General features: G+C 72.6%; 21 protein-coding genes and 1 tRNA gene. 8 read left to right on the plus strand and 14 right to left on the minus strand.

Annotated elements, in window-relative coordinates; translation table 11 throughout:
• Positions 1-64 precede the first annotated feature (64 nt).
• Positions 65-679, minus strand: a complete 615-nt coding sequence (locus P3T37_RS23525) for a helix-turn-helix domain-containing protein (RefSeq protein ID WP_280725793.1) — start codon at positions 677-679, stop codon at positions 65-67.
• A gap of 253 nt (positions 680-932) precedes the next feature.
• On the opposite strand from P3T37_RS23525, the gene P3T37_RS23530 reads away from it, so the two are divergent.
• Positions 933-2,516: an MDR family MFS transporter gene (locus P3T37_RS23530; RefSeq protein WP_280725794.1), complete on the plus strand. Its 1,584-nt coding sequence runs from the start codon at positions 933-935 to the stop codon at positions 2,514-2,516.
• Positions 2,517-2,584: 68 nt separating this feature from the next.
• Here P3T37_RS23530 and P3T37_RS23535 read toward each other — a convergent pair whose 3' ends face one another.
• Positions 2,585-3,478: an A/G-specific adenine glycosylase gene (locus P3T37_RS23535; protein WP_280725795.1), complete on the minus strand. Its 894-nt coding sequence runs from the start codon at positions 3,476-3,478 to the stop codon at positions 2,585-2,587.
• 148 nt (positions 3,479-3,626) lie between these two features.
• Between P3T37_RS23535 and P3T37_RS23540 the strand changes: the two genes are divergently transcribed.
• Both P3T37_RS23540 and P3T37_RS23545 read left to right on the plus strand, forming a co-directional pair.
• The gene (locus P3T37_RS23540) at positions 3,627-4,475 is read left to right on the plus strand and encodes a hypothetical protein (RefSeq protein WP_280725796.1); all 849 of its coding nucleotides are present in this window, start codon (positions 3,627-3,629) and stop codon (positions 4,473-4,475) included.
• Between the two features lie 144 nt (positions 4,476-4,619).
• On the plus strand, positions 4,620-6,644 hold the full coding sequence (locus tag P3T37_RS23545) for a S53 family serine peptidase (protein WP_280725797.1): 2,025 nt from the start codon (positions 4,620-4,622) through the stop codon (positions 6,642-6,644).
• A gap of 139 nt (positions 6,645-6,783) precedes the next feature.
• Here the strand turns inward: P3T37_RS23545 and disA are convergent, their stop codons facing one another.
• Both disA and radA read right to left on the minus strand, forming a co-directional pair.
• Positions 6,784-7,890: a DNA integrity scanning diadenylate cyclase DisA gene (gene disA, locus P3T37_RS23550; RefSeq protein ID WP_280725798.1), complete on the minus strand. Its 1,107-nt coding sequence runs from the start codon at positions 7,888-7,890 to the stop codon at positions 6,784-6,786.
• A 128-nt stretch (positions 7,891-8,018) separates the two neighbouring features.
• Positions 8,019-9,524 (minus strand): DNA repair protein RadA, encoded by a 1,506-nt coding sequence (gene radA, locus P3T37_RS23555; protein WP_280725799.1) that lies wholly within the window; start codon positions 9,522-9,524, stop codon positions 8,019-8,021.
• Between the two features lie 137 nt (positions 9,525-9,661).
• Between radA and P3T37_RS23560 the strand changes: the two genes are divergently transcribed.
• Positions 9,662-11,518, plus strand: a complete 1,857-nt coding sequence (locus tag P3T37_RS23560) for a sigma-70 family RNA polymerase sigma factor (protein ID WP_280725800.1) — start codon at positions 9,662-9,664, stop codon at positions 11,516-11,518.
• 63 nt (positions 11,519-11,581) lie between these two features.
• On the opposite strand, the gene P3T37_RS23565 is transcribed toward P3T37_RS23560, so the two are convergent.
• The 5 genes from P3T37_RS23565 to P3T37_RS23585 all read right to left on the minus strand — a co-directional run bounded on the left by P3T37_RS23565 (position 11,582) and on the right by P3T37_RS23585 (position 17,581).
• On the minus strand, positions 11,582-12,934 hold the full coding sequence (locus tag P3T37_RS23565) for a DUF1254 domain-containing protein (RefSeq protein ID WP_280725801.1): 1,353 nt from the start codon (positions 12,932-12,934) through the stop codon (positions 11,582-11,584).
• Positions 12,935-12,981: 47 nt separating this feature from the next.
• Complete coding sequence (locus tag P3T37_RS23570) at positions 12,982-14,007, minus strand: DUF1254 domain-containing protein (RefSeq protein WP_280725802.1); 1,026 nt, start codon at positions 14,005-14,007, stop codon at positions 12,982-12,984.
• 108 nt (positions 14,008-14,115) lie between these two features.
• A complete protein-coding gene (locus P3T37_RS23575; RefSeq protein WP_280725803.1) occupies positions 14,116-14,874 on the minus strand; it encodes a DUF4239 domain-containing protein in 759 nt (252 codons plus the stop codon).
• 27 nt (positions 14,875-14,901) lie between these two features.
• Complete coding sequence (locus P3T37_RS23580; RefSeq protein WP_280725804.1) at positions 14,902-16,008, minus strand: family 2 encapsulin nanocompartment cargo protein polyprenyl transferase; 1,107 nt, start codon at positions 16,006-16,008, stop codon at positions 14,902-14,904.
• Between the two features lie 145 nt (positions 16,009-16,153).
• A complete protein-coding gene (locus P3T37_RS23585) occupies positions 16,154-17,581 on the minus strand; it encodes a family 2B encapsulin nanocompartment shell protein (RefSeq protein ID WP_280725805.1) in 1,428 nt (475 codons plus the stop codon).
• Between the two features lie 295 nt (positions 17,582-17,876).
• On the opposite strand from P3T37_RS23585, the gene P3T37_RS23590 reads away from it, so the two are divergent.
• Entirely contained in the window at positions 17,877-18,926 is a 1,050-nt protein-coding gene (locus P3T37_RS23590) for an ATP-grasp domain-containing protein (protein WP_280725806.1), read from the plus strand.
• 22 nt (positions 18,927-18,948) lie between these two features.
• Here P3T37_RS23590 and P3T37_RS23595 read toward each other — a convergent pair whose 3' ends face one another.
• From P3T37_RS23595 to P3T37_RS23615, 5 genes are all read right to left on the minus strand, one after another.
• Positions 18,949-19,488 carry a methylated-DNA--[protein]-cysteine S-methyltransferase gene (locus tag P3T37_RS23595; protein WP_280725807.1) on the minus strand — a complete coding sequence of 180 codons (540 nt, stop codon included), beginning with the start codon at positions 19,486-19,488 and terminating at the stop codon, positions 18,949-18,951.
• Between the two features lie 4 nt (positions 19,489-19,492).
• Positions 19,493-21,277, minus strand: coding sequence for a beta-galactosidase (locus tag P3T37_RS23600; protein ID WP_280725808.1), 1,785 nt, complete (start codon positions 21,275-21,277; stop codon positions 19,493-19,495).
• A 105-nt stretch (positions 21,278-21,382) separates the two neighbouring features.
• Positions 21,383-21,520 carry a hypothetical protein gene (locus P3T37_RS23605; protein WP_280725809.1) on the minus strand — a complete coding sequence of 46 codons (138 nt, stop codon included), beginning with the start codon at positions 21,518-21,520 and terminating at the stop codon, positions 21,383-21,385.
• On the minus strand, positions 21,517-21,825 hold the full coding sequence (locus tag P3T37_RS23610) for a hypothetical protein (protein WP_280725810.1): 309 nt from the start codon (positions 21,823-21,825) through the stop codon (positions 21,517-21,519). Before P3T37_RS23610 ends, P3T37_RS23605 begins: the two co-directional genes overlap by 4 nt.
• Positions 21,826-21,871: 46 nt before the next feature.
• A tRNA-Thr gene (locus tag P3T37_RS23615) sits at positions 21,872-21,949 on the minus strand.
• A gap of 282 nt (positions 21,950-22,231) precedes the next feature.
• Here P3T37_RS23615 and ugpC point away from each other — a divergent pair.
• The 3 genes from ugpC (at position 22,232) to P3T37_RS23630 (ending at position 24,731) form a co-directional block, all read left to right on the plus strand.
• Positions 22,232-23,323, plus strand: coding sequence for a sn-glycerol-3-phosphate ABC transporter ATP-binding protein UgpC (gene ugpC / locus P3T37_RS23620; protein WP_280725811.1), 1,092 nt, complete (start codon positions 22,232-22,234; stop codon positions 23,321-23,323).
• 137 nt (positions 23,324-23,460) lie between these two features.
• Positions 23,461-23,907, plus strand: coding sequence for a hypothetical protein (locus P3T37_RS23625; RefSeq protein WP_280725812.1), 447 nt, complete (start codon positions 23,461-23,463; stop codon positions 23,905-23,907).
• 65 nt (positions 23,908-23,972) lie between these two features.
• On the plus strand, positions 23,973-24,731 hold the full coding sequence (locus tag P3T37_RS23630) for a nucleotidyltransferase family protein (protein ID WP_280725813.1): 759 nt from the start codon (positions 23,973-23,975) through the stop codon (positions 24,729-24,731).
• The last annotated feature ends 52 nt before the right edge of the window (positions 24,732-24,783 follow it).

Here is a 24,783-nt window from a genome sequence, read left to right on the forward strand (position 1 = left end):
ACGGCAGCAGGCGCGGACGGGGTCACCTCACCCGGCCGCGCCTGCTGCTCTGTTCTCGGGGTCGTCAGGCGGCCCCGGGCTCGATCCGTCCGGCGATCTCCAGCGCCACGGTGAGCGAGGCCGCGACGGCCTGCTCCAGCGTGGCCGTCTCCTCGCACTGCGCGGGGTGCGCGCCGTCGTCGTCGAGGTCCTGCTTGAGCAGGAAGAGCGCCGAGTTGACCGAGAAGAGTGCCATGGTGGCCCGAAGCCGGTCGTCGAAGGAGGCGTTCGGGCCGTGCACCAGCCGGATCATCCCGATCATCCGCTGCTTGAACTCGTGCCCGGACGGGCTCCCGCGCAGGGCCGGCTGGTTCTCGTGGAAGAAGCGCAGCAGCGGAGCCCGCTCGACCATGCCCGCCGCGAACCGGCGGACCAGCTCGTCGCGCACCTCCGGCGACCAGGGCTGCTTCTCGCCCCAGGCGATCGCCTCGTCGATCGGCTGGGCCATCGCCTCGACGATGCCGTGGACGATGTCGTCCTTGGTCTTGAAGTGGTAGTAGAGCGCGGCCTTGGTCACACCGAGCCGGTCGGCGATCTCGCGCAGCGAGGTCTTCTCGTAACCGTTCTCCGCGAAGAGCTCCAGCGCCACCGTGATGATGCGTGACCGGGTGTCACTGCGGGGGCTCAGTGTCGTACTCATGGCTTCACGGCCTGCCTTGATAGCTGCGCTGGAGTGGGGGCGCCGATGCCCGGGGGCACCGCCCGGCGCCGGCCGGTTCCGCCCCATTCTCGCCGACGGGGACGACATGGCCGAAACCGGCTTGACGCCCGGCTTACACAGACCTTACCGTGCCAACGGACAACAAACTAGCCGGGCGGCAAGTAAGTACCCGCCCCCAAGGCCCGCCGAGCCACCGAGCCGCGGTCCGCACTGCGCTTCCGGGAGACGCACCATGGCACAACAACAGGCCGACGCTAAGGCGGACACCCCGCCGTCAGGCGTCGAGGGGGAGGCCGGAACTCCGGCGCAGACGCGGACCCACCGCGAGATAACGCTGGTGATGATCGGTCTGGTCATCACCATGCTGCTGGCGATGCTCGACAACCTGATCGTCGGCACCGCCATGCCGACGATCGTCGGCGACCTGGGTGGCGCCAACCACCTCTCCTGGGTCGTCACCTCGTACACCCTGGCGACCGCGGCGGCCACGCCGATCTGGGGCAAGCTCGGCGACCTGTACGGCCGCAAGGGCACCTTCCTCACCTCGATCGTGATCTTCCTGGTCGGCTCGGCACTGTCCGGGCTCTCGCAGAACATGACCGAGCTGATCGGCTTCCGCGCCCTGCAGGGCCTGGGCGCCGGCGGTCTGATGGTCGGCGTGATGTCGATCATGGGCGCACTGGTGTCGCCGCGTGAGCGAGCCAAGTACCAGGGCATGTTCGCGGCCGTGATGGCCCTGGCCACGGTCGGCGGCCCGCTGCTCGGCGGCTTCATCACCGACCACTTCAGCTGGCACTGGATCTTCTACATCAACCTGCCGCTGGGCCTGATCGCGCTGGCCGTGGTCACCGTCACCCTGCACCTGCCCAAGGTCCGCTCCACCGCGAAGGTCGACTACCTCGGCGCGGCGCTGCTCACCACCGGCATCACCTCGCTGGTGCTGATCACCACCTGGGGCGGCGGGCAGTACGCCTGGGGCTCCAAGCACATCATCGGTCTCGGCGTGCTGGCCGTCGCCGCGCTGATCGGCTTCTGCTACACCGAGCAGCGCGCCGAGGAGCCGATGCTGCCGCTCGGCCTCTTCAAGAACCTGAACTTCTCGATGGTCTCGATCATCGGCTTCATCGTCGGCTTCCTGATGTTCGGCGCGGTCGCCTTCCTGCCGCAGTACCAGCAGTACGTGCAGGGCGCCTCGGCCACCAACTCCGGCCTGCTGCTGATGCCGATGATGTTCGGCATGCTGGTGGTCTCGCTGGTGGTCGGCCAGATCGTCAGCAAGACCGGCAAGTACCGGATCTTCCCGCTGATCGGCACCACGGTGATGGGCGGCGGCGCGCTGCTGCTCTCCACCCTGTCCACCGACACCACCCGCTTCACCTCCAGCTGCTACATGGTCGCGCTCGGCGCGGGCATGGGCTTCCTGATGCAGATCACCATGCTGGTGGCGCAGAACAGCGTCGAGCTCAAGGACATGGGCGTGGCCAGCTCGACGGCGACGCTCTTCCGCACCATCGGCGGCTCGTTCGGCGTGGCGCTCTTCGGCTCGCTCTTCAACCACCAGGTCACCTCGACCATGGCGGCCCGCCACATCACGGGCGGCGGCGACACCCAGCAGCTGACGCCCGCCACCATCAAGAAGCTGCCGGCGGGGTTCCAGGACGCGTTCCACCACGCGGTGTCCAACGGCATCCACTCGGTCTTCCTGTGGGGCGCCGGGATCACCGTGATCGCGATCGCCGCGGCCGTCTTCCTGCGGGACATCCCGCTGCGCGGCGGCCCGAAGTCCGAGAGCTCCATGGAGGCGGCGGCCATCTGAGCCGCCCCCGCCCCTGACGCCGCTGCCCCGCCCGGATCCGTCCGGGCGGGGCAGCGGCGTTCGCACCCCTACTGCGGGAGGCGGTAGACGCCCGGGGCGACCGGCTCCACCAGGCCGTCGGCGACCAGGCCGTCCAGGGCCCGGGCCCGCTGGATCGGCTCGGGCCAGACGGCGTCGAGACGGTGCCGCGGCACCTCGCCGTGCGCGTCGCGCAGGACGGCGAGCAGCTTGCCGCGGACCTGGCGGTCGGTGCCCTCGTACGTCTGGCCGCGCCGGGCCGGACCCTCGTACGGCGGTCGGCCGGCCTGCTGCCAGGCACAGTGCGCGCGCAGCGGGCAGCCGCCGCACTCGGGGCTGCGGGCCGTGCAGACCAGGGCGCCCAGCTCCATCACGCCGACCGCCCACTCGGCCGCCGTGGCCGCCGTGGCCGGGAGCAGCTCGCCGGCGGTCCGGCGCTCGGCCGCGGTGGTCGCCTGGGCCGGGTACTCCACGCCGCTGACCGCACGGGCGAAGACCCGGCGCACGTTGGTGTCCAGCACCGCGTGGCGCTGGCGGAACGCGAAGGAGGCCACGGCGGCGGCGGTGTACTCGCCGACCCCGGGCAGCGCCAGCAGCTCGGCGTGATCGTCCGGGACGCTGCCGCCGTGCCGCTCGGTGATCGCGGTCGCGGCGGCGTGCAGCCGCAGCGCACGGCGCGGGTAGCCCAGCCGCCCCCACATCCGGACCGCCTCGCCCGGCGCGTCGGCGGCCAGCGCGGCCGGCGTCGGCCAGCGCTCCAGCCATGCGGCGTAGGCGGGCAGCACCCGCTTCACCGGAGTCTGCTGGAGCATGAACTCACTCACCAGCACCGCCCACGGCGTGGCGTCCGGGGTGCGCCAGGGCAGGTCGCGGGCGTTCTCCCGGTACCAGTCCAGAACGATGGAGTGCAGCAGCGGGGCGGGGGTGCGGGTAACGGTCGGCATAGCACCTCCGATCCTCGCACAGTCGCCGGACGGGCGGGTGTGTCGACAGGCTCGCTCGGACGGACCAAATGGCGGATCATGTGAAAGAAGGTGCCCGAGGATGGTGTTGTTGCGTCAGGCGGTGCTCCGACTCTCGTAGAGTTTGATCGTGCCTTCTCTGCGTCAGCCCGTCGGACCGCTGCCCGCCTCGATCTACTGGCGGCGGCGTTTCGTCATGCTCGCCGCCGTGGCGGTGGTGGCCCTCCTGGTGGCGTGGTTGACGCTCGGTCAGGACGGCGGCGGGACGAAGCCCACCAGCGCACACCCCGCACCCGCCCCCTCGGCGGTCACCTCGATCACCCCCGGCGCCACCCCGACCGGCCCGGCCATCAGCACCCACCCGGGCGGCACCGGCGGCGGCGGTACGGGCACCTCGGTCGGCGGTACCGGTGGCACGAACCCGACGGCTGCCCCGACCGGCGCCTCGGACACCACCGGCGGCACGGACACCACCACCGGGGGCGCCTCGGGCGGCACCGGCACCGGCAGCACCGGCTCGACCGCCGGCGGCGCCCCGCCGATCAACACCGGTGACGTGATGGCCCTTCCGGTCTGCACCGCCTCCCAGCTCACCCTGGAACTGGCCGGCACCCAGAACGCCTACCAGCCCAAGGAGAAGCCGACCTTCGAGCTCAAGGTCCGCAACGCCTCCGGCACCCCCTGCCGCGTCGACCTGAGCCAGGCCGCCTCCGCGATCACCGTCAACTCGGCCAGCGGCGAGCGGATCTGGTCCTCCGCCGACTGCGTCACGGACAAGCAGGGCCGCTGGGTGCAGATCACCCCCGCCACCGCCCTGACCGAGACCTTCGTCTGGGACCGCACCCGCAGCAAGCCCCAGTGCCCCACCCCGACGGACACCACGCCCGCCCCCGCCGGCAACTACCTCGTCCAGGCCGAACTCACCGGCCCCGCCGGAGGCCCCGTCCCCGCCCGCACCTCCACCCGCCTGGACGGTTAGGGCCTGTTCGGTTGCGACCGAAGCGTCTCCTCGACACGTCCCATCCGGGTGAGCGGTCGTGGTGCGCCGGGTGTGCCCCGGTGGTCCGGCTGCCGGGCCGTCCGTCTCCGGTCGGCCCGACGCCTACTGATGGAGCGTGTGGCCTTGTCCCAGCAGTCCACTTCCCCCGCCGCACGGCGGCTTCGGACCGGGCGGCTGGCCGCCGCCGCGGCCGCCGCCGCCCTGGTCGCGACGGGTATGGCGGCACCGGCCGCCGAGGCCGCGAGCCCGGCGCGCACCGATCTGCCGTCCAGTACGGGCGCTTGGTTCTCGGGCGGCGGCAGCAACGGACCGGTGGACACCGGTGCGGCCCCGGGCGACTGGGGGATGTCGCTGCGGGTCTACCTGGACGGTAAGGACCCGGTCGGCATGGCCAGGGCCGCGCGGCAGGTCTCCGACCCGGCCGGGCACGACTACGCCCACTATCTGACGCCCGCCCAGTTCGACCAGCGCTACGGCACCACCCCGGCCCAGACGGCGAAGGTCAGCAGCTGGCTCAGCGGGTTCGGCATGCACGTCACCGGCACCACCGCCCACTACCTGGCGGTCACCGCGACCGTGGACCAGGTCCAGCAGGCCTTCGCCACCTCGCTGCACGCCTACGCCCGGGTGGCCGGGTTTCCTCCCCGGATGGTCTACCCGGTGAGCGGGGCCTCGGTGCCGGCCGCGCTCGGCCACGACATCAGCACGGTGATCGGCCTGGACGACCTGAACCCCACCATTCCGAAGACCCCCGCCACACCGGCGCCTCAGGCCCCCGCGCCCCGGACCGCCATGTCCCGGGCGGCAGCGCCCCTGGCCGCAGCGCCCACCACCCCGCCCTGCTCGCAGTGGTGGGGCCAGAGCAGCTCCCCGATCCCCGCGGTCAACGGCCGCACCAGCGCCATCGACCAGGTCTGCGGCTACACCCCGCAGCAGCTGCGCGACGCCTACGGGGTGACCAACAGCCAGTACACCGGCAAGGGCCGGACGGTCGCCGTCGTGCTGGACGGCTCGCTGCCCACCATGGAGGCCGACGCCAACACGTTCTTCGCCGCCCACGGCGTGCCCGGCTTCGCCCCCGGCCAGTACAGCGAGAACTTCGGCCCGAACTTCGCCGCCTCCTGCCACGGTTCCGACAACGCGCCGGAGGAACCGCTGGACGTGGAGACGGTCCACATCGCCGCACCGGACGCCAAGGTGGTCTACGTCGGGGCCGACTGCGGTGACGCCGGCGGCTCGCTGCAGTACCTCGACGCCCACACCCGGATCGTGGACCAGCACCTCGCGGACGTGGTGACCGACTCCTTCGCCACCAACGAGCAGGGCACGACGCCCGCCACGGTGGCGGCCTGGGACCAGATGTTCCAGCAGGGCGCCCTGGAGGGCATCGGCTTCGACTACGCCTCCGGCGACGAGGGTGACGGCGCGTCCGGGGACAGCGCGGGCGCCCCGCACATGGTGATCTTCCCGGCGTCCGACCAGTGGGCGACCGCCGTCGGGGGCACCACGCTGGAGATCGGCAAGGACGGCAAGGTGGCCGGCGAACTCGGCTGGGGCACCAACGCGGCGCAGCTCGACCCGCAGGGCACCGGGTACCTGACCCCGCCGCCCGGGCAGTTCCTCATGGGGTCCGGCGGCGGACCCAGCAGCCTGGTGAGCGAGCCCTGGTACCAGAAGAACGTGGTCCCCTCGACCCTGGCGACCTCCGGCGGCAGCACGGCGGCCCACCGCGTGCTGCCCGACCTCGCCGCCGACGCCGACCCCGCCACCGGCTGGCTGATCGGCTTCACCACCCCGGGCGGCGCCTACCACGAGGAGATGGGCGGCGGCACCAGCGGCTCCTCCCCGCTGGTCGCCGCGCTGGAGGCCGACGCCGCCCAGGCCGCCGGCCACCCGCTCGGCTTCGCCAACCCGCTGATCTACAAGCTGCGCAACACCGCGGCGATCCGCGACATCGTGCCGGCCCCGGCCGGCCAGGAGCCCTGGGCGGTGACCCACATACCGGACAGCTACAGCCCGTCCGGCATCGACGTCTACCTGTCCCAGTTCGACCGGGACGGCTCGCTGAGGACCGCGCCCGGCTACGACGACGTCACCGGTGTCGGCTCGGCGACCGCGGACTTCGTACGCCTCTTCGCCCGGCGCTGACGACCCCGCGCTGACGACCCCGCGCTGACGGCCCGGCACTGACGGCCCGGCACTGACAACACGAACGGCCTGGCGCAGTGGCTACTGCGCCAGGCCGTTGGGCCGTTGGGGGGACCGTTTCTCCACAGGCGGCGGAGGGTCAGACGTAGCGTTCCAGGATCGAGGACTCGGCGAGGCGGGAGAGGCCCTCGCGCACCGAGCGGGCACGGGTCTCGCCGACGCCCTCGACGGTCTGGAGGTCGTCGATGCTGGCGGCGAGGAGCTTCTGCAGGCCGCCGAAGTGCTCGACCAGGCGCTCCATCACCGTGTTGGGCAGGCGCGGGATCTTGGCCAGCAGGCGGTAGCCGCCCGGGGAGACGGCGGAGTCCAGGGACTCGGGGCTGCCGGAGTAGCCCATCGCCTTGGCGACCGTCTGGAGGTCCAGCAGCTCGGCGTGGGTGAGGGCTTCGAGGTCGGCGAGCACCTCGGGGACGGTGCGGCCGCGCTTGGCGGCGCGCTCGGGGAAGTAGTCGCGGGCGACCAGTTCGCGCTCGGGTTCGACACCCGCGATCAGCTCGTCCAGCTGGAGCGAGAGCAGGCGGCCGTCGGTGCCGAGCTCCAGGACGTACCCGGCGATCTCGGCCGCGATCAGCCGGACCATTTCCAGGCGTTGGGCGACGGCGGTGACGTCCCGGACGGTGACCAGGTCCTCGATCTCCAGGGCGGAGAGGGTGCCGGCCACCTCGTCCAGGCGCAGCTTGTAGCGCTCCAGGGTGGCCAGCGCCTGGTTGGCGCGGGAGAGGACGGTGGTGGAGTCCTCCAGGACGCGGCGCGAGCCGTTGACGTACATGGCGATCAGCCGCATCGAGTGCGAGACGGCGACCACCGGGAAGCCGGTCTGCTTGTTCACCCGTTCGGCGGTGCGGTGGCGGGTGCCGGTCTCGTCGGTGGGAATCGAGGCGTCCGGCATCAGGTGCACACCGGCCCGGACGATCTTGGTGATGTCCTTGTCGAGCACCACCGCGCCGTCCAGCTTGCACAACTCGCGCAGCCGGGTGGCGGTGAACTCGACGTCCAGCACGAAGCCGCCGGTGCAGAGGGAGTCGACGGTCCTGTCGAAGCCGACCACGATCAGGCCGCCGGTGTTGGCGCGCAGCACCCGCTCCAGGCCGTCCCGAAGGGGCGTACCGGGCGCGATGGCCTGGAGGGAGGCGCGGAGCAGGGCCTCCTCACGGGGGGACTTCTCCACCCGGTCGCTCGCTGCCACGTGACTCCTCCGGCCGGCCCGGTCCGCTCGCCGCGGTGGCCCGTGGCCCCGGTCCCTCGATCGCAAACTGCCTGATTTGGTGCTGGACAGGCAAAGTCTACGGTGCGGGCGCCGCGCCGGGGCCGCGGTCAGGCCAGTTCGTCCGAGTCGACCGGCTCCCAGCCCGCCATCAGCTCCTCGGGGTAGGCGGCCGGCGCGGGTGCCGGGGCGGGCACGGCGGCCGGTTTGCGGGCGGCGTCGCGCGGCTTCGCGGCGGCCCGGCGGCGGCCCGGAATGGCCTGCAGGGCCTCGCCGATGTCGGCCACCTCGACCACCTTCATGCCGCGCGGCACCTTGCCCGGATCCGGCGGGACGAGCGCGTGGGTGAAGCCGAGCCGGTGCGCCTCGGCCAGTCGGCGCTGCACTCCCGTCACCCGGCGGACCTCGCCCGCCAGGCCGACCTCGCCGATCGCCACCAGGTTGTTGGGCAGCGGAGTGTCAGAGGAGGAGCTGGCCACGGCCAGCGCGATGGCCAGGTCGGCGGAGGGCTCGGAGAGCTTCACGCCGCCGACCGTGGCGGTGTAGATGTCCTGCTTGCCGAGCTTGACGCCGCCGTGCCGCTCGACCACGGCCAGGATCATCGCGATCCGCGGCGACTCCAGGCCGGAGGTGGTGCGGCGCGGGGAGGGGATCTGCGAGTCCACCATCAGCGCCTGCACCTCGGCGACCAGCGGTCGGCGGCCCTCCAGGGTGACCGTCAGGCACGTCCCCGGGACGGCCTTGTCACGGCGGGTCAGGAAGAGGCCGGACGGGTCGGCGAGGCCGGAGATCCCCTCGTCGTGCAGCTCGAAGCAGCCGACCTCGTCCGTCGCGCCGTAGCGGTTCTTGATGCCGCGGATGATCCGCAGCCGGGCGTGCCGGTCGCCCTCGAAGCTCAGCACCACGTCCACCAGGTGCTCCAGCAGGCGCGGGCCGGCGATCGAGCCGTCCTTGGTGACGTGGCCGACCAGCAGGGTGGCCATGCCGCGGTCCTTGGAGGCCCGGATCAGCGCGGCGGCCACCTCGCGGACCTGGGCGGTGCCGCCGGGCGCGCCGTCCAGCTCGGCGGAGGCGATGGTCTGCACCGAGTCCAGCACCAGCAGCCCGGGGTTGACCTGGTCGACGTGGCCGAGCACGGCGCCGAGGTCCGACTCGGCGGCCAGGTAGAGGTGCTCGGAGAGCGCGTTGATCCGGTCGGCGCGCAGCCGGACCTGGCCGGCCGACTCCTCGCCGGTGACGTAGAGGGTGCGGTGCTGGGCGGTGGCGGCCTTGGCGGCGACGTCCAGCAGCAGGGTGGACTTGCCGACGCCGGGCTCGCCGGCGAGCAGCACCACCGCGCCGGGGACCAGGCCGCCACCGAGCACCCGGTCCAGCTCGCTGACGCCGGTGGTGCGGGCGGTGGCCACCTGGCCGTCGACCTGGCCGATCGGCCGGGCCGGGGCGCTGACCGGGCCGGCCGCCGTCGTCCGGATCGGGACGGCGCCGTACTCCTCCACCGTGCCCCACGCGTTGCACTCCGGGCAGCGGCCGACCCATTTGGGCAGCTGGTTGCCGCACTCGGTGCAGCGGTAGGCCGGACGGGGCTTGGCGGTGGTCTTCGCGGTACGGGCTGCCATGGGCCCCACCGTAGCGGGTGGGTACGACAACGCCGTGCCACCGCTTTGTCAGTCGGTGGTCGGTGTTGTTACCCGAAAGAAGTACAAGGGCCGGGATCCGCCGGGGCCGCCCGCCGCGGCTCTCTACCGTCGAAGGCGTGAACACCAGCAGAGCACAGGGCCGGGCCCTGGAACAGCAGTCCGCCGACCACGTCGCGATGACCGTGCTGCCCGCCTACGGGCGGCTGGCCGACGGCCTGTTCACCTACTGCCTCTCGGTGCTCTGCGAGCACGACGCGGCGCTGGCCGCCGTGCACGAGACCCGGGAACTGGCGCTGCGCAACGGCTCGCGGCTGGCCGCGCCCGGACTGCTGCGGGCCTGGCTGTACTCGCTGGCGCGGTACGCCTGCATGCGACGGCTGGCCGAGGGCCTCGCGGTGCCGGTGCGCCCCGCGCCGGGCGAGGCGGCCCGACGGCAGGACGAGCTGGCCGCGCTGGCCTGGCCGGAGGCGGCGGGGACGACGGCCGAGCAGCGCGAGGCGCTGGAGCTGTCGGTCCGCCACCGGCTGACCCCGCTGGAGGTCGCGGCGGTGCTCGGCCTGAGCGTCGAGGCGACCCAGGAGCTGCTCGCGGACGGCGGCGCCGAGGTCGGCCGGACCAGGGGCGCGCTGCTGGTGCTGGGCGTCGGCAACTGCCCGGAGCTGGCCCGGCTCGGCGGCCCGGGGGCCGAGCACTGGCGGGACTGGGTGCTGAGCCCGGCGCTGCGCCGCGAGCTGGTGCGGCACGTGGTGGAGTGCCCGACCTGCCGCGGGACCGCCGAGCGGGTGGCCGGCGAGCTGGACGAGGGGCTCGCCGGGCTGTCAGGGCTCGAGGTGATCGGCGCCCCCATCCAGGAGCCGGCGGGGACGGCAGGGACACCCGAGCCCCGGCCCGTCCACTTCGACCAGCGCGGCTTTCCCCGGCACCGGGCCCCCGGTCTGCTGGACCGCCACCGCGCGGGCGGCGACCTGCACGGGCGCACCGTGCTCGTCCGCCAGCGCGCCGTGGCCGCCGGAGTGCTCGCCGCGGTGCTGTCGGCACCCCTGGTCGCGCTCTGGGTGGCGCACCGGGACGGCGGCGGGACGGACGCCGCCGCCACGGTCTCCGCGGTCCGGGTGGACGGGAGCGGGCCCGATGGGCAGCCGGAGGGCGCGGTGGCAGCCGTCCCGCTGCCCGGCACCGGACGGACCGTGGCAGCCGCGCCCGCGGTCGGCGGCCGCAGCGGCAGCCTCTCGGCGGCCCTGGTCCACTCCGCGTCTGCAGAAACGTTGCTTCCGGCCGTCCAGGGGGTCGCCGTCCCGGTGGCGTCCGCCGACGCCGTACCGCTGGGCAGCCCGCAGCTGACCGCCGAGCCGGCACCCCCGCTGCCGCCCGCCTCCCCCGCCGGGGGGCAGCTGACGGTCGAGGCCACCCCGTACGGCGCCCGTACCGTGCTCACCCTGACCAACACCGGCAACGGCACCCTCGCCTGGCAGGCGGTCACCACCTGCGACTGGCTGCGCCTCAGCCGCGACTCAGGCAGCCTGGCGCCCGGCCAGCGGATCACCGTCACCGTCACGGTCGACGACGACCGCGCCCCGCAGGATCACTGGACCGCGCAGATCGCGCTGCCCCCGTCCGAGGCCGTGGTCACCCTGGAGGGCGGCGGGGCGACCCCGACGCCCTCGTCCGGCCCGACCTCCGCGTCGCCGACGCCCAGCGCCAGCGCGAACCCCAGCGGCAGCGCCAGCAACACCCCTTCGGAGACGCCGAGCCCCGGCAGCAGCGCCAGCAGCGGGCCGAGCAGCAGCACGAGCCCGAGCGCCACCCCGACGTCCGGCCCGTCCGCCTCCGCTCCCGCCTCCAGCGCCTCCGCCCAGCCGAGCAGCCCGTCGAGCACGGCCTCGAAGCCGCCGTCCTCTCCGCCGCCCTCGACCGCACCGACCGCCTCGTCCGCCACGCCCACCGCTACCGCCTCCTCAGCGCCCGCCCGTTGAACAGTCCCTACCCACCGGACTCCCCGCAGAGCCGTCGCGTTGCAGATCCGGCATGAGAAGTCGTCAAACCTGCCGAACGGCCTGGATCGGCGGTAGGCGGTAGGCGCCCTCCAGAACGGCGGACTTCGGCTGGTAGAGGCGGATCATCGGACGGAACTCGCCCTCCGGGGTGGGCAGCCAGTTGGCCGCGGTGGCCTCGGTAGCCGGCCGCTCGCGCTGGAGGTACAGCGTGAGCGAGCCGTCCTCGGCGTACACCAGGCCCGGCGTGCGGTCGCCGATCGAGTAGCGCTCGATCGGGTTGGCCACCAGGTAGTAGTCCGGCAGCGCGTACATGGTGACCGACCAGAACGCCTCCACCGGCGGCGGGTCGTCGAACCGCAGGGTGTACGCGTGGGCGCCGGTCAGCTGCTTGCCCTCGGAGTCGGCGAAGGTGCTGGCGTAGACCGCCTCGTAGGCGTGGTTGCCCCAGAGCCCGGCGCGGGCGGCGACGGCGCGGGTGAGGTAGGCCGCGCGGCGGTCCGGGATCCGCCACTGCGGGTCGTCCACCGTGCCGGGCCCCAGGTGGTCGATGTTGTAGTCGAACAGGTGCAGGTTGGCGCTCCAGTCGCCGACCGGCTGGCCCTCGGGCGGCCTGGTCGCCGCCTCGACCCGCTCCTTCCCGGCAGCCAGGCCCCTGACCAGCGCGTCCGCCCAGTCGGCGTGGGCCGCGGTGTACGGGGACGCTCCGGTGTCGAGCAGGCCGAGCGGCGCGAACCGCTGCTGGTACTCGACGTCCGGCGCGGCGGGCGGGAAGGCCGCCATCCAGAGCCGCAGCCGCTCGAAGAAGCGCAGCTCCTCGGGGACGGCCGGATCGGGCTGCGGCAGCCCGGCGGGCACGCCACCCGGCTCCAGCGCGCTGAGCGTCAGCTGCCGCTGGAGCCCGGCCACCCGCGCCAGGTCCGCCGGGCCCTGGCAGGCGCTGCGCCCGACGATGCTGGCGACCGTGGTGGGCGAGGTGATCACCGGCATCCCGTCCGGCGGCGTGCCGTGCCAGCCGGACGGGACGATCAGCCAGGTCTGCTCGGCGGTGCCGGTGGCGCGGCGGCCGACGTAGGCGAAGTTGTTCGTCCAGGCGTCGACGAACTGCAGCACGTAGTAGGCCCCCGCGAAGTCCGGGACGTGCAGCACCTGCGGGCCCTCGGAGAGGTCCAACTGGGCGACGGAGTAGACGGTGTCGTTGTTGACCGAGACGAAGTCGTCCTGCGGGCCCGCCAGCTTGTCGCCGTGGCTGAAACGGTTCGGCGCGACCGGCCGGACCGAGCCGAAGCCCTCGCGCAGGAAGCGGTCGACCATGCTGAGGTCGAAGACCAGCGGGTAGCCGTAGACGTAGGCGTCGGCGGCCAGGGCGGACAGGGCGACGTGGTCGTGCTCGGGCATGCGGGGGTCCTTACGGCGGTGGGACAACGACTGGTGACGCGGCGGCCTCAGTGCGGCGGGGACTGATCGGCGGGCAGGCCGTACAGGCCCTTCAGCACGCCGACCGCCCGGCTGAGGTAGTCCGTGCCGAGCTGCGCCCTGGTCCCGTAGAGGCCCTCCGAGCCGTGCGCCGCGGCGGCCGCCCGGTTCAGCTGCGCGCGGCCGTCCGCGATCCCCTGCTGCACCGCCTCGCGGACCGCGGCGGGCAGTACGGACGGCTCGAAGTCGCCGGAGCCGATGCCGAGTTCGGCGAGTCGGCCGCGCAGGTCGGCGTCGCCGGGCAGCACCGGGAAGAAGCCGAGCAGGAAGTCCAGGAAGCCGAAGAACTCGATGGTGTCCAGGGCCTCCTCGCGCCAGAGCGGCCAGACGGGCTCGGCGGGCGCGGGCGGCGGTTCGGTGCCGAGATGGGCGCTGAGCGGCAGCAGGCGGTACTGCTGCTGGATCGCGTGCAGCTGCGGGACGTCCTCCGGTCCGGCCCGGTGGGTGCGGCCGACGATGCCGACCAGCTGGCTGCCCGCGTGCAGCACGCCGTCGAAGCCCTCGGGGGCGGCGGGGTGCGCGACGGCCTGGGTCGGGCCGGCGACCAGGTAGCGGCCGGCCTGCGAGCCGGTGGCACGGGTGCCGACGAAGCCGACGTAGCTGGTGTCGAGGTCGTGGAAGGGCAGCAGGTAGGAGCGCTCGGTCGCCGGGACCTCGACCACCCACGGTTCGGCGCGCAGATCCAGCCAGGCCCAGGAGTACGAGGTGTCGCCGGTGGGCGCGAGCACGTCGGTGTCGGTCGGGGAGGACGGCTGCGGGTAGTGCCGGAACGTGCCGAAGCCGCCGACGAAGCGGGGGTCCGCTTCGTCGACGGCCTGCGAGTACATCGTGCGGTAGTTCTCCACCAGGGCGAAGCCCCAGATCCAGCCCTCCGCCGCGGTCCGGCGGGCGGCCTCCGGGGTCGGCGGGGTGCGCCGGTCCGGCGGCAGCCCGGTGGGTGTGAAGCTGGTCGCGCCGAGGCCGCTTTCGGCCGGGTCCCAGGTGTCGCCAGCCATGCGTTCGCTCCCACCGGTCGCCAAAGGTGATGACAGGTGGATGCTACGTGCACAGCGGGTGATCAGCATGTCGCCATGCGTGCGCGCGCCCGGTCGGCCGGGCCGCCGTCAGCGCGGCGGGGGGAGCCGGTCGAGGAAGACCTGGAAGGCCGTCGGCTTGACCGCGGCGCTGCCCGCGAACGGGAAGTTCAACTCCTTGATGACGACCAGCGAGAGCACCACCAGACCGGCCAGCGACAGCACCATCAGGGTGTGCGCCAGGGTGTTGGGCAGGCCGAAGAGGAAGGTGAAGCCGACCGTGAGCACCGCGCCCAGGACCAGCGCCACCCAGAGCAGCACCGGCACCTCGTCGTCCACCTGGTTCAGCCGGGCGCGGCGCTCCGAGGCCAGGTCCTCGACGTGGCTCACCGCGTGCTCGTAGAGCACCTGCTGCTGGTCCCCGACGGGGTTGATCGAGAAGACCGTGTCGCGGATCTGGTAGACCAGCTGGGTGGCGGCCGGGGTGCTCTCGTGGTGGGACATCAGCGGCCACTCGGTGGTCATCACGGTCTGCGCGTACGCGAGTGTCTCGTGCTCCAGCTGCGGGCCGACCGGGGCCGGCAGGTCCCGGGAGATCCAGTAGATCCCGGCGAGCGCGTCGGCCTCCTTGAAGGTGGTCTGCCGGGCCGCGTCGTTGTTCGTCCAGACAGTGATCACGACGAAGCCCAGCAGCACCGCGTAGAGCACGCCGACCGCGGCGAAGATGAAGCCCGCGACGTCGTTGTGGGCCTCGCGCACGTGGTGCGGGACGAAGCGCTGGAGCAGCCGCAGGCCGACGGCCAGGACGACCAGGACGATCAGGACGGTGGATATGTCCGAAAAGCTCATGTAGGGCGGTCCTTCGGTGGTGGTCCTTCAGTGGTTGCGTCGGGTCACCAACTCGGCCAGGACGAGGAGTTCGTCGGCCGCCTCGGGCTCCGGCACCGCCGCGGCGAGCTGCTCGATCGCCGCGGCCATCCGCTCACAGGACTCGCCCTGCGCCCAGGCCCGGCCGCCCGCGCGGTCCACCGCGTCGGCGGCCCGGTGCAACTCCTCGTCGGTCAGCGGCCGGTCGAGCGCGTAGAGCGCGGCGAGCTCCGCGCCGGCCTCGGTGCCCGAGCAGAGCGCGTGCACCACCGGGAGCGACTTCTTGCGGGACATCAGGTCGGCGCCGGCCGGCTTGCCGGTGATCTCGGGGTCGCCCCAGATGCCGATCAGGTCGTCGATCAGCTGGAAGGCCAGGCCAATCTCGCGGCCGAAGGCGTCCATCGCCCGCGCGGCGTCCTCGCCCGCTCCCGCGTACAGCGCGCCGATCGCGCAGGCGCAGCCGAGCAGCGCGCCGGTCTTGGCCTCCGCCATCGCCAGGCACTCGTCCAGGGTGACCGTGCTGCGCTGTTCGAATGCGCAGTCGGCCTGCTGGCCGTCGCAGAGCTCGACCACGCACTGGGCGAGCCGGCGCATCGCGGCGGCGGCGGCGGGGTGCGGGTCCTCGGCGAGCGTGCGCATCGCGAGCGAGTGCATCGCGTCACCGGCCAGGATGGCCTCGGTCGAGCCGAACACCCGCCAGGCGGTGAGCCGGTGGCGGCGCGTCTCGTCGCGGTCGATCACGTCGTCGTGCAGCAGGGTGAAGTTGTGCACCAACTCGACGGCTGCGGCGGCGGTCACCGCGGCCGGGCGGGCGCCCGGCTCAGCCGCCGTCGCGGAGGGCACCGCCGACGCGCAGGCCTGGGCGGCCGCCAGCACGAGTGCGGGGCGGATGGCCTTGCCGGGGTCGGACTCCGAGAGCGAGCCGTCGGCCTCCCGCCAGCCGAAGTGGTAGGCGCCGATCCGCGCCATCGACTGCGGCATGGAGTCGACGGCGGTGCGCAGGACGGGGTCGACGGCGGCGCGGGTCCGGGCCAGGATCTCGGCTGCCGTGCGCTCCTCGCCGGTCGTGCCCGGGCGCCCGTCGTGGTTGTCGCGGCTGAGCGTGTGCGTGCCCATCGTGCTGGTCCCCCCAGATGTGGACGTCAAGGAAGCCCGCGCGCCGCGGGACCCCGCCCCGGGCTCCGCGACGCGCGGGCGGCTGATGGTGTCGGAATTCGCCCGCCGCCCCGGGAATCACCCGAAGCGGCGGACCGGGATTCCGTCAGTCCCTGGGACGGGCGATTTCGACGTTCTCCAGGACGCCGATGGCGTCGGGCACCAGAATGGCGGCCGAATAGTAGGCGCTGACCAGGTAGGAAATGATCGCCTTCTCGTTGATTCCCATGAAACGGACCGAGAGGCTGGGCTGGTACTCGTCCGGAATGCCGGTCTGGTGCAGGCCGATCACGCCCTGGTTGTCCTCGCCGACACGCATCGCGAGGACGGAGCTGGTGTGGCCGTCCACGATCGGGATCTTGTTGCACGGGAGGATCGGCACACCGCGCCAGGCCGGGACCTGCTCGTCGTGCAGCCCGATGGAGTCCGGGTACAGGCCCCGGCTGCTGCACTCGCGGCCGAAGGCGGCGATCGTCCGCGGGTGGGCCAGGAAGAACTTGGTGCCGCGGCGGCGGCTGAGCAGGTCGTCGAAGTCGTCCGGGGTCGGCGGACCGGAGTGGGTCTGGATGCGCTGGTCGTAGTCGGCGTTCTGCAGCAGGCCGAAGTCGGGGTTGTTGATCAGCTCGTGCTCCTGGCGCTCCCGGAGCGCCTCGATGGTCAGCCGCAGCTGCTGCTCGATCTGGTTCATCGGCTGGTTGTAGAGGTCGGCGACCCGGCTGTGCACCTGAAGCACGGTCTGCGCCACGCTCAGCTCGTACTCGCGCGGGGCCAGCTCGTAGTCGACGAACGTGCCGGGGAGCTCGTGCTCGCCCTCGTGGCCGGCGGCGAGCTCGATCTCCCGCTCGCCGTGCTTGTTCTGGGACTGCTGCGAGTCGGCGAGGAACTGCAGAACCTGGTCGCGCAGCGCCTCGGAGCGGTCGGCCAGCTCCTGGAAGGCCGGCCAGGGCAGAGCAAGCAGGGTTCCGGAGGTGGCGGCCTTGACGCCGTACGCCCAGACGCCGTCGGCCTCGGTCAGCGCCTCGTCCCCCAGGTGGTCGCCGTCGGCCAGCACCCCGACGACGGCCTGCTCGCCGTACTTGCTGGTGCCGACCTTGTTGACCTTGCCGTGCGCGATCAGGAAGATCTCGTTGATCGGCTGCCCGGCCTGGACCAGGACGTCGCCGGGCTGGAAGTCGCGCTGGGCGAAGCGGGCCGCCAGCTCCTCCAGCAGTGCCGTGTCCTCGAAGCCGCGCAGCACCGGGATCTCGCCGAGCGTGGGCGGCACCACGCGCACCGAGGAGCCCGTCTTCACGAAGCTCACCCGGCCCCGCCCCACGGCGTAGCTCAGTCGGCGGTTGACCCGGTACGTACCGCCGGCCACCTGTGTCCAGGGCAGCATCCGCAGCAACCAGCGCGAGCTGATTCCCTGCATCTGCGGCTCGGACTTGGTAGTGGTCGCGAGGTTCTTGGCGGCTGCTGTGCCCAGGCTCAGCTGCTGCTGGCCCTGCGGCTGGCCGCCCTGTGCGGGAATACCCACATTGGTCTCAGTCGTCATGCCCGGACTCCCCCCAAGAAGATTCAGGTTGTTGTGATCAGCGTGACGCCCGAATGCCGATCAGACAATCACTCGTTCGGGTGACTGGGGAGTCGGGGTAATTAGTATGACTGGATATTCTGAGCGATTCCCTTGGAGACCTTCGAGAAATATCTGCATATCCAGACAGAAGTTGTCACTAGTTGATGAGGAACGATCAGGTCCGCGCGGAACCCCGGCCTCCGGCCCGACGTGTCGAGCCCACCGGCCGCCCGCTACAGTTCCGCCCACCACTTCGCTCCGCAGGGAGACCGCCATGCGCGCGCCCGTACGGGTCTGGCTGAACCGGACCTACGCCGAAAACGTCTTCTTCATCGGTCAGTTGCGGTCGAACCCGGACAGTCGGGCGGTCACGGTCTTCGCCACCCACACCGACCCCGACTCCCCCGTGCTCGCCGCCGCCGACCACGCCGCCCTCGAACCGGACGGCCTCTCCCCCGAGGCGTACACCGCCTACGCGCTGGAGTTCTGCGCCCGCAACGCCGTCGACGTCTTCGTCCCCCGGCTGCACCAGCACGCGATCGGCCTGCACCGGGACGCCTTCGCCGCGCTGGGCACCGCACTGGCCACCCCGCCGCCGCACGCGGTGGCAGCACTGGCGAACAAGGCGGACGGCTACCTCGCGATGGCCGCCGCCGGCCTGCCCGTGCCGCCCTGGTGGCGGGTGCGGGCCGCGGACGAGCTGGTGGACGCGGTCGAGCGGATCGAGGCCGCCGGCGACAAGCCCTGCCTCAAGCCGGTGGCCGGCGCGGGCGGCCAGGGGTTCCGGGTGCTCTCCCGGCAGCCGTTCACCCTGGACCGGCTGGACGGCAGCCCCGATCCGACGGTCCCGCTGGACCAGGTGCTGCGGGCGCTGAGCGGCGCCGGCGCGGCGGTGGACTGGCTGGTGATGCCCTTCCTCCAGGGCCCGGAGGTCTCGGTCGACTGCCTGGCCACGCCGGACGGCGAGCCGATCGCCGCGGTCGGGCGGACCAAGCAGGGACGGCGGCGCGGCTTCACCCTGGACCCCGCCTACCTGGCGCCCGCCCGGGAGCTGGTGGCGCACTTCGGCGTGGCATTCCTCTCCAACGTGCAGTTCCGCCACCACCGCGGCCGACCGGTGCTGCTGGACGTCAACACCCGCCCGTCCGGCGGGTTGCACCAGCTGTCGCGCTGCGGCCTCAACCTGCCGTGGGCCGCGGTCCGGCTGGCGCTGGGCGAGCGGGTCGAGCCGATCCAGCCGCTCGCGGTGGGGGCGGACTACACGCTCGTCTCGGGCGTCCAGGCGGTGCTTCCGGAGCAGCTGCGGGTGCCCGTCCCCGCGTAGGGCGTGCCTGACACGCCCTGGCTCACAGCGGTCCGTTCCAGTCGAGGGTGGGCGGCAGCCAGCCCTCCAGGGTGAGCAGCCAGCGCTTGACGTCCATGCCCACCAGTCCGCCGCCGAAGCCGCCGAGGCCGTCGGCGGCCACCACCCGGTGGCACGGCACCAGCAGGGCCAGCGGGTTGGCGCCCATCATCTGGCCGACCGTGCGGGCCGCCAGGCCCGGGCTGTCCGCGGCCTCCTCGAACACCCCGCTGCGGGCGGCGAGTACGCCGTAGGTGACGGTCTCGCCGTACGGCACCGTGCGGTGCAGCGTCTCCAGCACCACCCGGTGCGGGCCGGTCGCCAGCCGCAGGTCCAGCGGAAGTCCCAGGTCGCGGCGCTCGCCCGCGAAGTACTCCTCGAAGCGGCCCAACACGGCCGCCACCCGGCGCTCGTCGGCGCAGCGCGGGGCACCGGCCTGCGCGGACGGCACGTACTGCGCCGCGCACACTCCCAGGTCGGTGACGCCGACCGCCATCGGCCCGGAGGGCAGGGGCGTCGGCACGGTGATCCACCCGATCTTCACACCTTCACTCTGCCACTGCCGCACGGCCCGGAGCCAGCCGGTCCAGGACCGGCTCGGCCACCAGCGGCAGGCCGTCCTGCTGCGGTCCGTGCAGCTCCAGCAGGGTGATCTCGTTGCGCCCGGGCCGCAGCAGCGGGCCCGGCAGGTAGAGGGTCTGCTGCGGGCCGATGTCCCAGTAGCGGCCCAGCAGGAAGCCGTTGACCCAGCAGAGGCCCTTGCCGTGCCCCTGGGTCAGCACGAAGGTGTCGAGCGGCCGGTCGACCTCCAGCACCGCCTGCCGCAGCACCGGCAACCCGGCGAGGTCGGCTCCGCTGCTCGGGGTTTCCTGCGCCGGCGGCGGCTGCTCCAGCGGCAGCGGGTAGGCCAGCCAGTCCATCAGCAGCTGCTGCCCGAGCCGGACACCGCCCGTAATGCCCTTGCGATCCAGCAGCGCAGGACCGTAGTTGACCCGGCCGAGGTTCTCCACCAGCAGGTCCAGGCGAGCGCCGCCGGGCGGGACCGACAGCTCGCAGCCGAGTTCCGGGTCGGTGCGGTCGAGCACCCCCACCGGTCGGCCGTCCAGGAAGACCTGAGCCCGGTCACCGAGCCCGTCGACGACCAGCGGCGCCGCCTCGCGCGGGCCGTCGACCCTCGTCCGGTAGAGCACGAAGCCGTACGACTGGTCGAGTTCCTCCATCGCCGGCGGCATGGCCGACCGGACCGGCTCGGCCAGCCGCTCGACCAGCTCCAACAGCGGCAGCGGCGCGCCGAGTTCCAGCACCTGCGGCTCCAGCGACTGCGCCGCCGGCTCCGGAGGTGGCGGCAACTCCGTGTAGCGGCCCAGGACTTCGCGAAAGGCCCAGAACTTGGCGGTGGGGCGCCCGGATTCGCTGATCGGGGCGTCGTAGTCGTAACTGGTGACCGTCGGCCGCAGTCGGCCGTCCTCCAGGTTCGCGCCGTTCAGGTAGCCGAAGTTGGTGCCGCCGTGCGCCATGTAGAGGTTGACCGAGGCGCCGGCGGCGAGCAGCTCGTCCAGCACCCTGGCGGCGTCGGCCGGTTCCCGGGTGTGGTGCGGCTCGCCCCACTGGTCGAACCAGCCGTTCCAGTACTCCATGCAGACCGGCGGGGCGTCCGGCCGGTGCGCGTGCAACGTCGCGAAGCTCTCGGCGACCCGGTCCCCGAAGTTGACGGTGGGCAGCGCCTGCGGCAGCGTCCCGGCCCGCAGCATGGCCGGCGCCGGGCCGTCGGAGGTGAACAGCAGGCTCTGCGCGCCGCGCCGGCGCAGCCCGTCGGCGAGGTGGCGCAGGTACTGCGCGTCATTGCCGTAGCTGCCGTACTCGTTCTCCACCTGGAGTGCCAGCACCGGACCGCCCGACTCCGCGAGCAGCGGGAGCAGCCGGGGCAGCAGGACGTCGAACCAGCGGTCCACGGCCGCCAGATAGCCCGGATGGGTGCAGCGCAGCCGTAGTGCCGGGTCCTTGAGCAGCCAGGCCGGCAGGCCGCCGAACTCCCACTCCGCGCAGATGTACGGACCGGGCCGCAGCAGCACCAACAGGTCGTGCCGGGCGGCGGTCTCGACGAACCGCTCCAGATCCAGCCGCCCGGCGAAGTCGTACCGCCCGGGGCTCGGCTCGTGCAGGTTCCAGGCGACGTAGCTCTCCACGGTGTTGAGCCCCATCGCGCGCAGCAGCGCGAGCCGGGCGTCCCACTGCTCGGGGACCACCCGGAAGTAGTGCAGGGCGCCGGAGAGGATCCGCAGGGGTCTCCCGTCGAGCGTGAAGCCGTTCCCGTCGTGGCGGAGGCTGGACATCGGCGGCTGCTCCTCGTTCCCGGGGACGAAGCCTCCAGTGTGCCCGGGCGCGCCGCCGGTTGGGCCCCGCGGCGTCACCCGGATCGGCTGACCGCGGGCCCTGCTTCATCCTCGGGAGGGCCGGATGTCGGCGACGAGATCCTGCCGCGCCTGGGCGATCCGTTCGTGGGCGAGTTCCGGCGTTTCGCCGTCCACCACCAGGTAGCCGCGCCGGATGCGCGGGTGTCGTGGCGTGCTCGTCACCGGAGCAGGTGCGCGTCGCCCACGAGAACATCATGACCAGCGCCGACCGCCACGGGAAAGCCAATACGGTGGTGCTCGCCCAGGAGTTCCTGGACGGCGACGAATACTTCGTCAACACGGTCAGCCGTGACGGCAGGCACCACACCGTCGAGATCTGGCGGTACTACAAGATCCGGCTCGCCGGCGGCAACATCATCTACGACTACGACGAGCCGCTGGCGCCGAACGATCCGGTCGCCAAGAGCGTGGAGCGCTACACCCGCCAGGTGCTCGACGCCCTGGAGATCCGCAACTGGGCCACCCACACCGACGTCATGGTGACCGCCGATTACGCGCCCTCAATGTCCGATTTGGAGCCCCCTGTCGGATTCGAACCGACGACCTACGCATTACAAGTGCGTTGCTCTGGCCAAACTGAGCTAAGGAGGCATGGCGGCACCGGCGGCCGCCCGAGCGGGCCGTGACGCACCGGGGGAAGTCTACCGGGAGGGGTGGGGTCTGTGGCGGCAGATGGGTGGGGCGGGTGGGGTCGTGATCGGACTGATGCGGGATTGGAGGGCGACCGGGGGCTGACAATCGCACGAAGTGGCGGGTAGCCTCGGCCGGAGTCGGCTCGGCGATGGTTCAGACCACTGTCGGGGCGGCGCAGGCACCAACCACCCTTTACTCGGATCGTCCGGCACGTTCCTGCCGGTGAAGGAGAGCAGCATCATGGCTTCTGTCACGTTCGACAAGGCGACCCGGCTGTACCAGGGCAGCACCAAGCCCGCCGTGGACGCGCTGGAACTGCACGTCGAGGACGGCGAGTTCCTCGTCCTGGTCGGCCCGTCCGGCTGCGGCAAGTCCACCAGCCTGCGGATGCTGGCCGGGCTGGAGGACGTCAACGGCGGCGCCATCCGGATCGGCGACCGCGACGTCACGCACCTGCCGCCGAAGGACCGGGACATCGCGATGGTGTTCCAGAACTACGCGCTCTACCCGCACATGACCGTCGCGGACAACATGGGCTTCGCGCTCAAGATCGCGGGCGTCAACAAGGCCGAGATCCGCACCAAGGTCGAAGAGGCCGCCAAGATCCTGGACCTCACCGACTACCTGGACCGCAAGCCGAAGGCGCTGTCCGGCGGTCAGCGCCAGCGTGTCGCGATGGGCCGGGCGATCGTGCGCGAGCCGCAGGTCTTCCTGATGGACGAGCCGCTGTCCAACCTGGACGCCAAGCTCCGGGTCTCCACCCGCACCCAGATCGCCGGCCTGCAGCGCCGCCTGGGGATCACCACCGTGTACGTGACGCACGACCAGGTCGAGGCCATGACCATGGGCGACCGGGTCGCGGTGCTCAAGGACGGCCTGCTCCAGCAGGTCGACACCCCGCGCAACATGTACGACCGCCCGGCCAACCTCTTCGTCGCCGGCTTCATCGGCTCGCCGGCGATGAACCTGGTCGAGGTTCCGCTGGTGGACGGCGGCGTGAAGTTCGGCGGCTCGGTGATCAACATCGACCGCGAGCACCTGGCCGGCGCGGGCCTGGACAAGACGGTGACCGTCGGCATCCGCCCGGAGCACTTCGAGATCGTCACCGAGGGCGGCATCGAGGGCGTGGCCGTCACGGTCAACGTGGTCGAGGAGCTCGGCGCGGACGGCTTCGTCTACGGCACCACCAAGATCGGCGGCGAGGACAAGGACATCGTCGTGCGCGTGCACGGCCGGCAGATCCCGGCGAAGGGCGAGACCATCCACGTGGTCCCGACCGGCGGCGAGACCCACGTCTTCTCCAGCAGCTCGGGCGCCCGCCTCAGCGCGTGACACCGGCGCCGGGCGCGAACAGCTGAGCGCCAGGCGAACGGAGCCCCGTCGGACAGGTTTCCGGCGGGGCTTCGTCACGTCACTCGTCCGTGTGACGGAGTGTCTTCAACCCCTCACCCGGCGCTACTCTCACTGGCGTGAAGCAGCTCGTGCGCCGCATCGGCCAGACCATCGCCCTCACCCTGCCCGTGATCCTCGTGACCACCGGCACGCTCGCCGTCACCCGGGTCCCCTGGGCGCCTCCGATCGCCCTGGACCAGCAGGTGGTCGCGGCCTCCAGCGGCGACGGCGGCATCGGTCGCACCGCGGCCGCGCCGACCTCCGCCGACCACCAGGGCCTGGCCCCGCAGGACGCGCTGCGGGCCGACCTGATGGAGGAGTTGCGCACGCAGGGCGCGGGCTCCGCGCTGGACCTGCTGGACCGCACGATGCGCGAGCAGCCCTCGCTGACGCCGTTCTGCACCGGTCTCGCCGAGGATCTCGGCCGGGCCGCCGTCAAGCAGTACCAGGGCGACGTGCAGCGGGCCCGATCCTTCGCCCGCCCGGTCTGCGACGGCTCGTTCGCCGCCGGCATCGCGGGCTGACGCAGGCGGCTGACGAAGGCTCAACTACCGTTCCCCGGAACCCCCGGGCGCCTATCCTGCCAAGCATGACCGGCTACGACCTCACCACCGCGCCCACCGTCACCCAGGCCGTTATCCTCGCGGGCGGCCAGGGCTCGCGGCTCCGCCCGTACACCGACGACCGGCCCAAGCCGCTGGTCGAGATCCCCGGCACCGGTACGCCGATCGTGGGGCACCAACTCGCCTGGCTCGCAGCCGAAGGCGTGAAGGACGTGGTGATCTCCTGCGGCCATCTGGCCGAGGTGCTGCAGGACTGGCTGGACCAGGCCGACCTCCCACTGAACGTCAGCACGGTGGTGGAGGCCGAGCCGCTGGGGCGCGGCGGCGGGCTGAAGCTCGCCGCGAAGGCCCTGCCGCGCCCCGGGGAGCCCTGGTACGCCACCAACGGCGACATCTGGACCAGGTTCAGCCTGCGCGAGATGGCGGCCTTCCACCACGAGCGCGACGCCCTGGCGACGCTCGCGCTGGCCCGCCCGCGGATCCCGTGGGGCGCGGTGGAGACGGACCAGTTCGGCAACATCCTGGACTTCATCGAGGCGCCGCCCTCGCCCTTCCTGATCAACGCGGGCCTGTACGTCTTCAGCGCCGGCTTCGCCGAGCTGCTGCCCGACGTGGGCGACCACGAGCGCACCACCTTCCCGCAGCTCGCCCGCGCCAAGCGGCTGGCCGGGTACCAGCTCCCGCAGGGCGTCTACTGGCGGGCCATCGACACCGCCAAGGACCTCACCGAGGCCGCCAAGGAGCTGGCCGCGAGCCAGGCGAGCCAGGAGGCCGCCGGCAGCTGAGACAGCGCACAGCAGAGCGGTGGGGCTCCCCGAGGGGAACCCCACCGCTCTG

It is taken from the genome of Kitasatospora sp. MAA4 (genome assembly GCF_029893355.1).
Taxonomy (GTDB): Bacteria; Actinomycetota; Actinomycetes; order Streptomycetales; family Streptomycetaceae; genus Kitasatospora.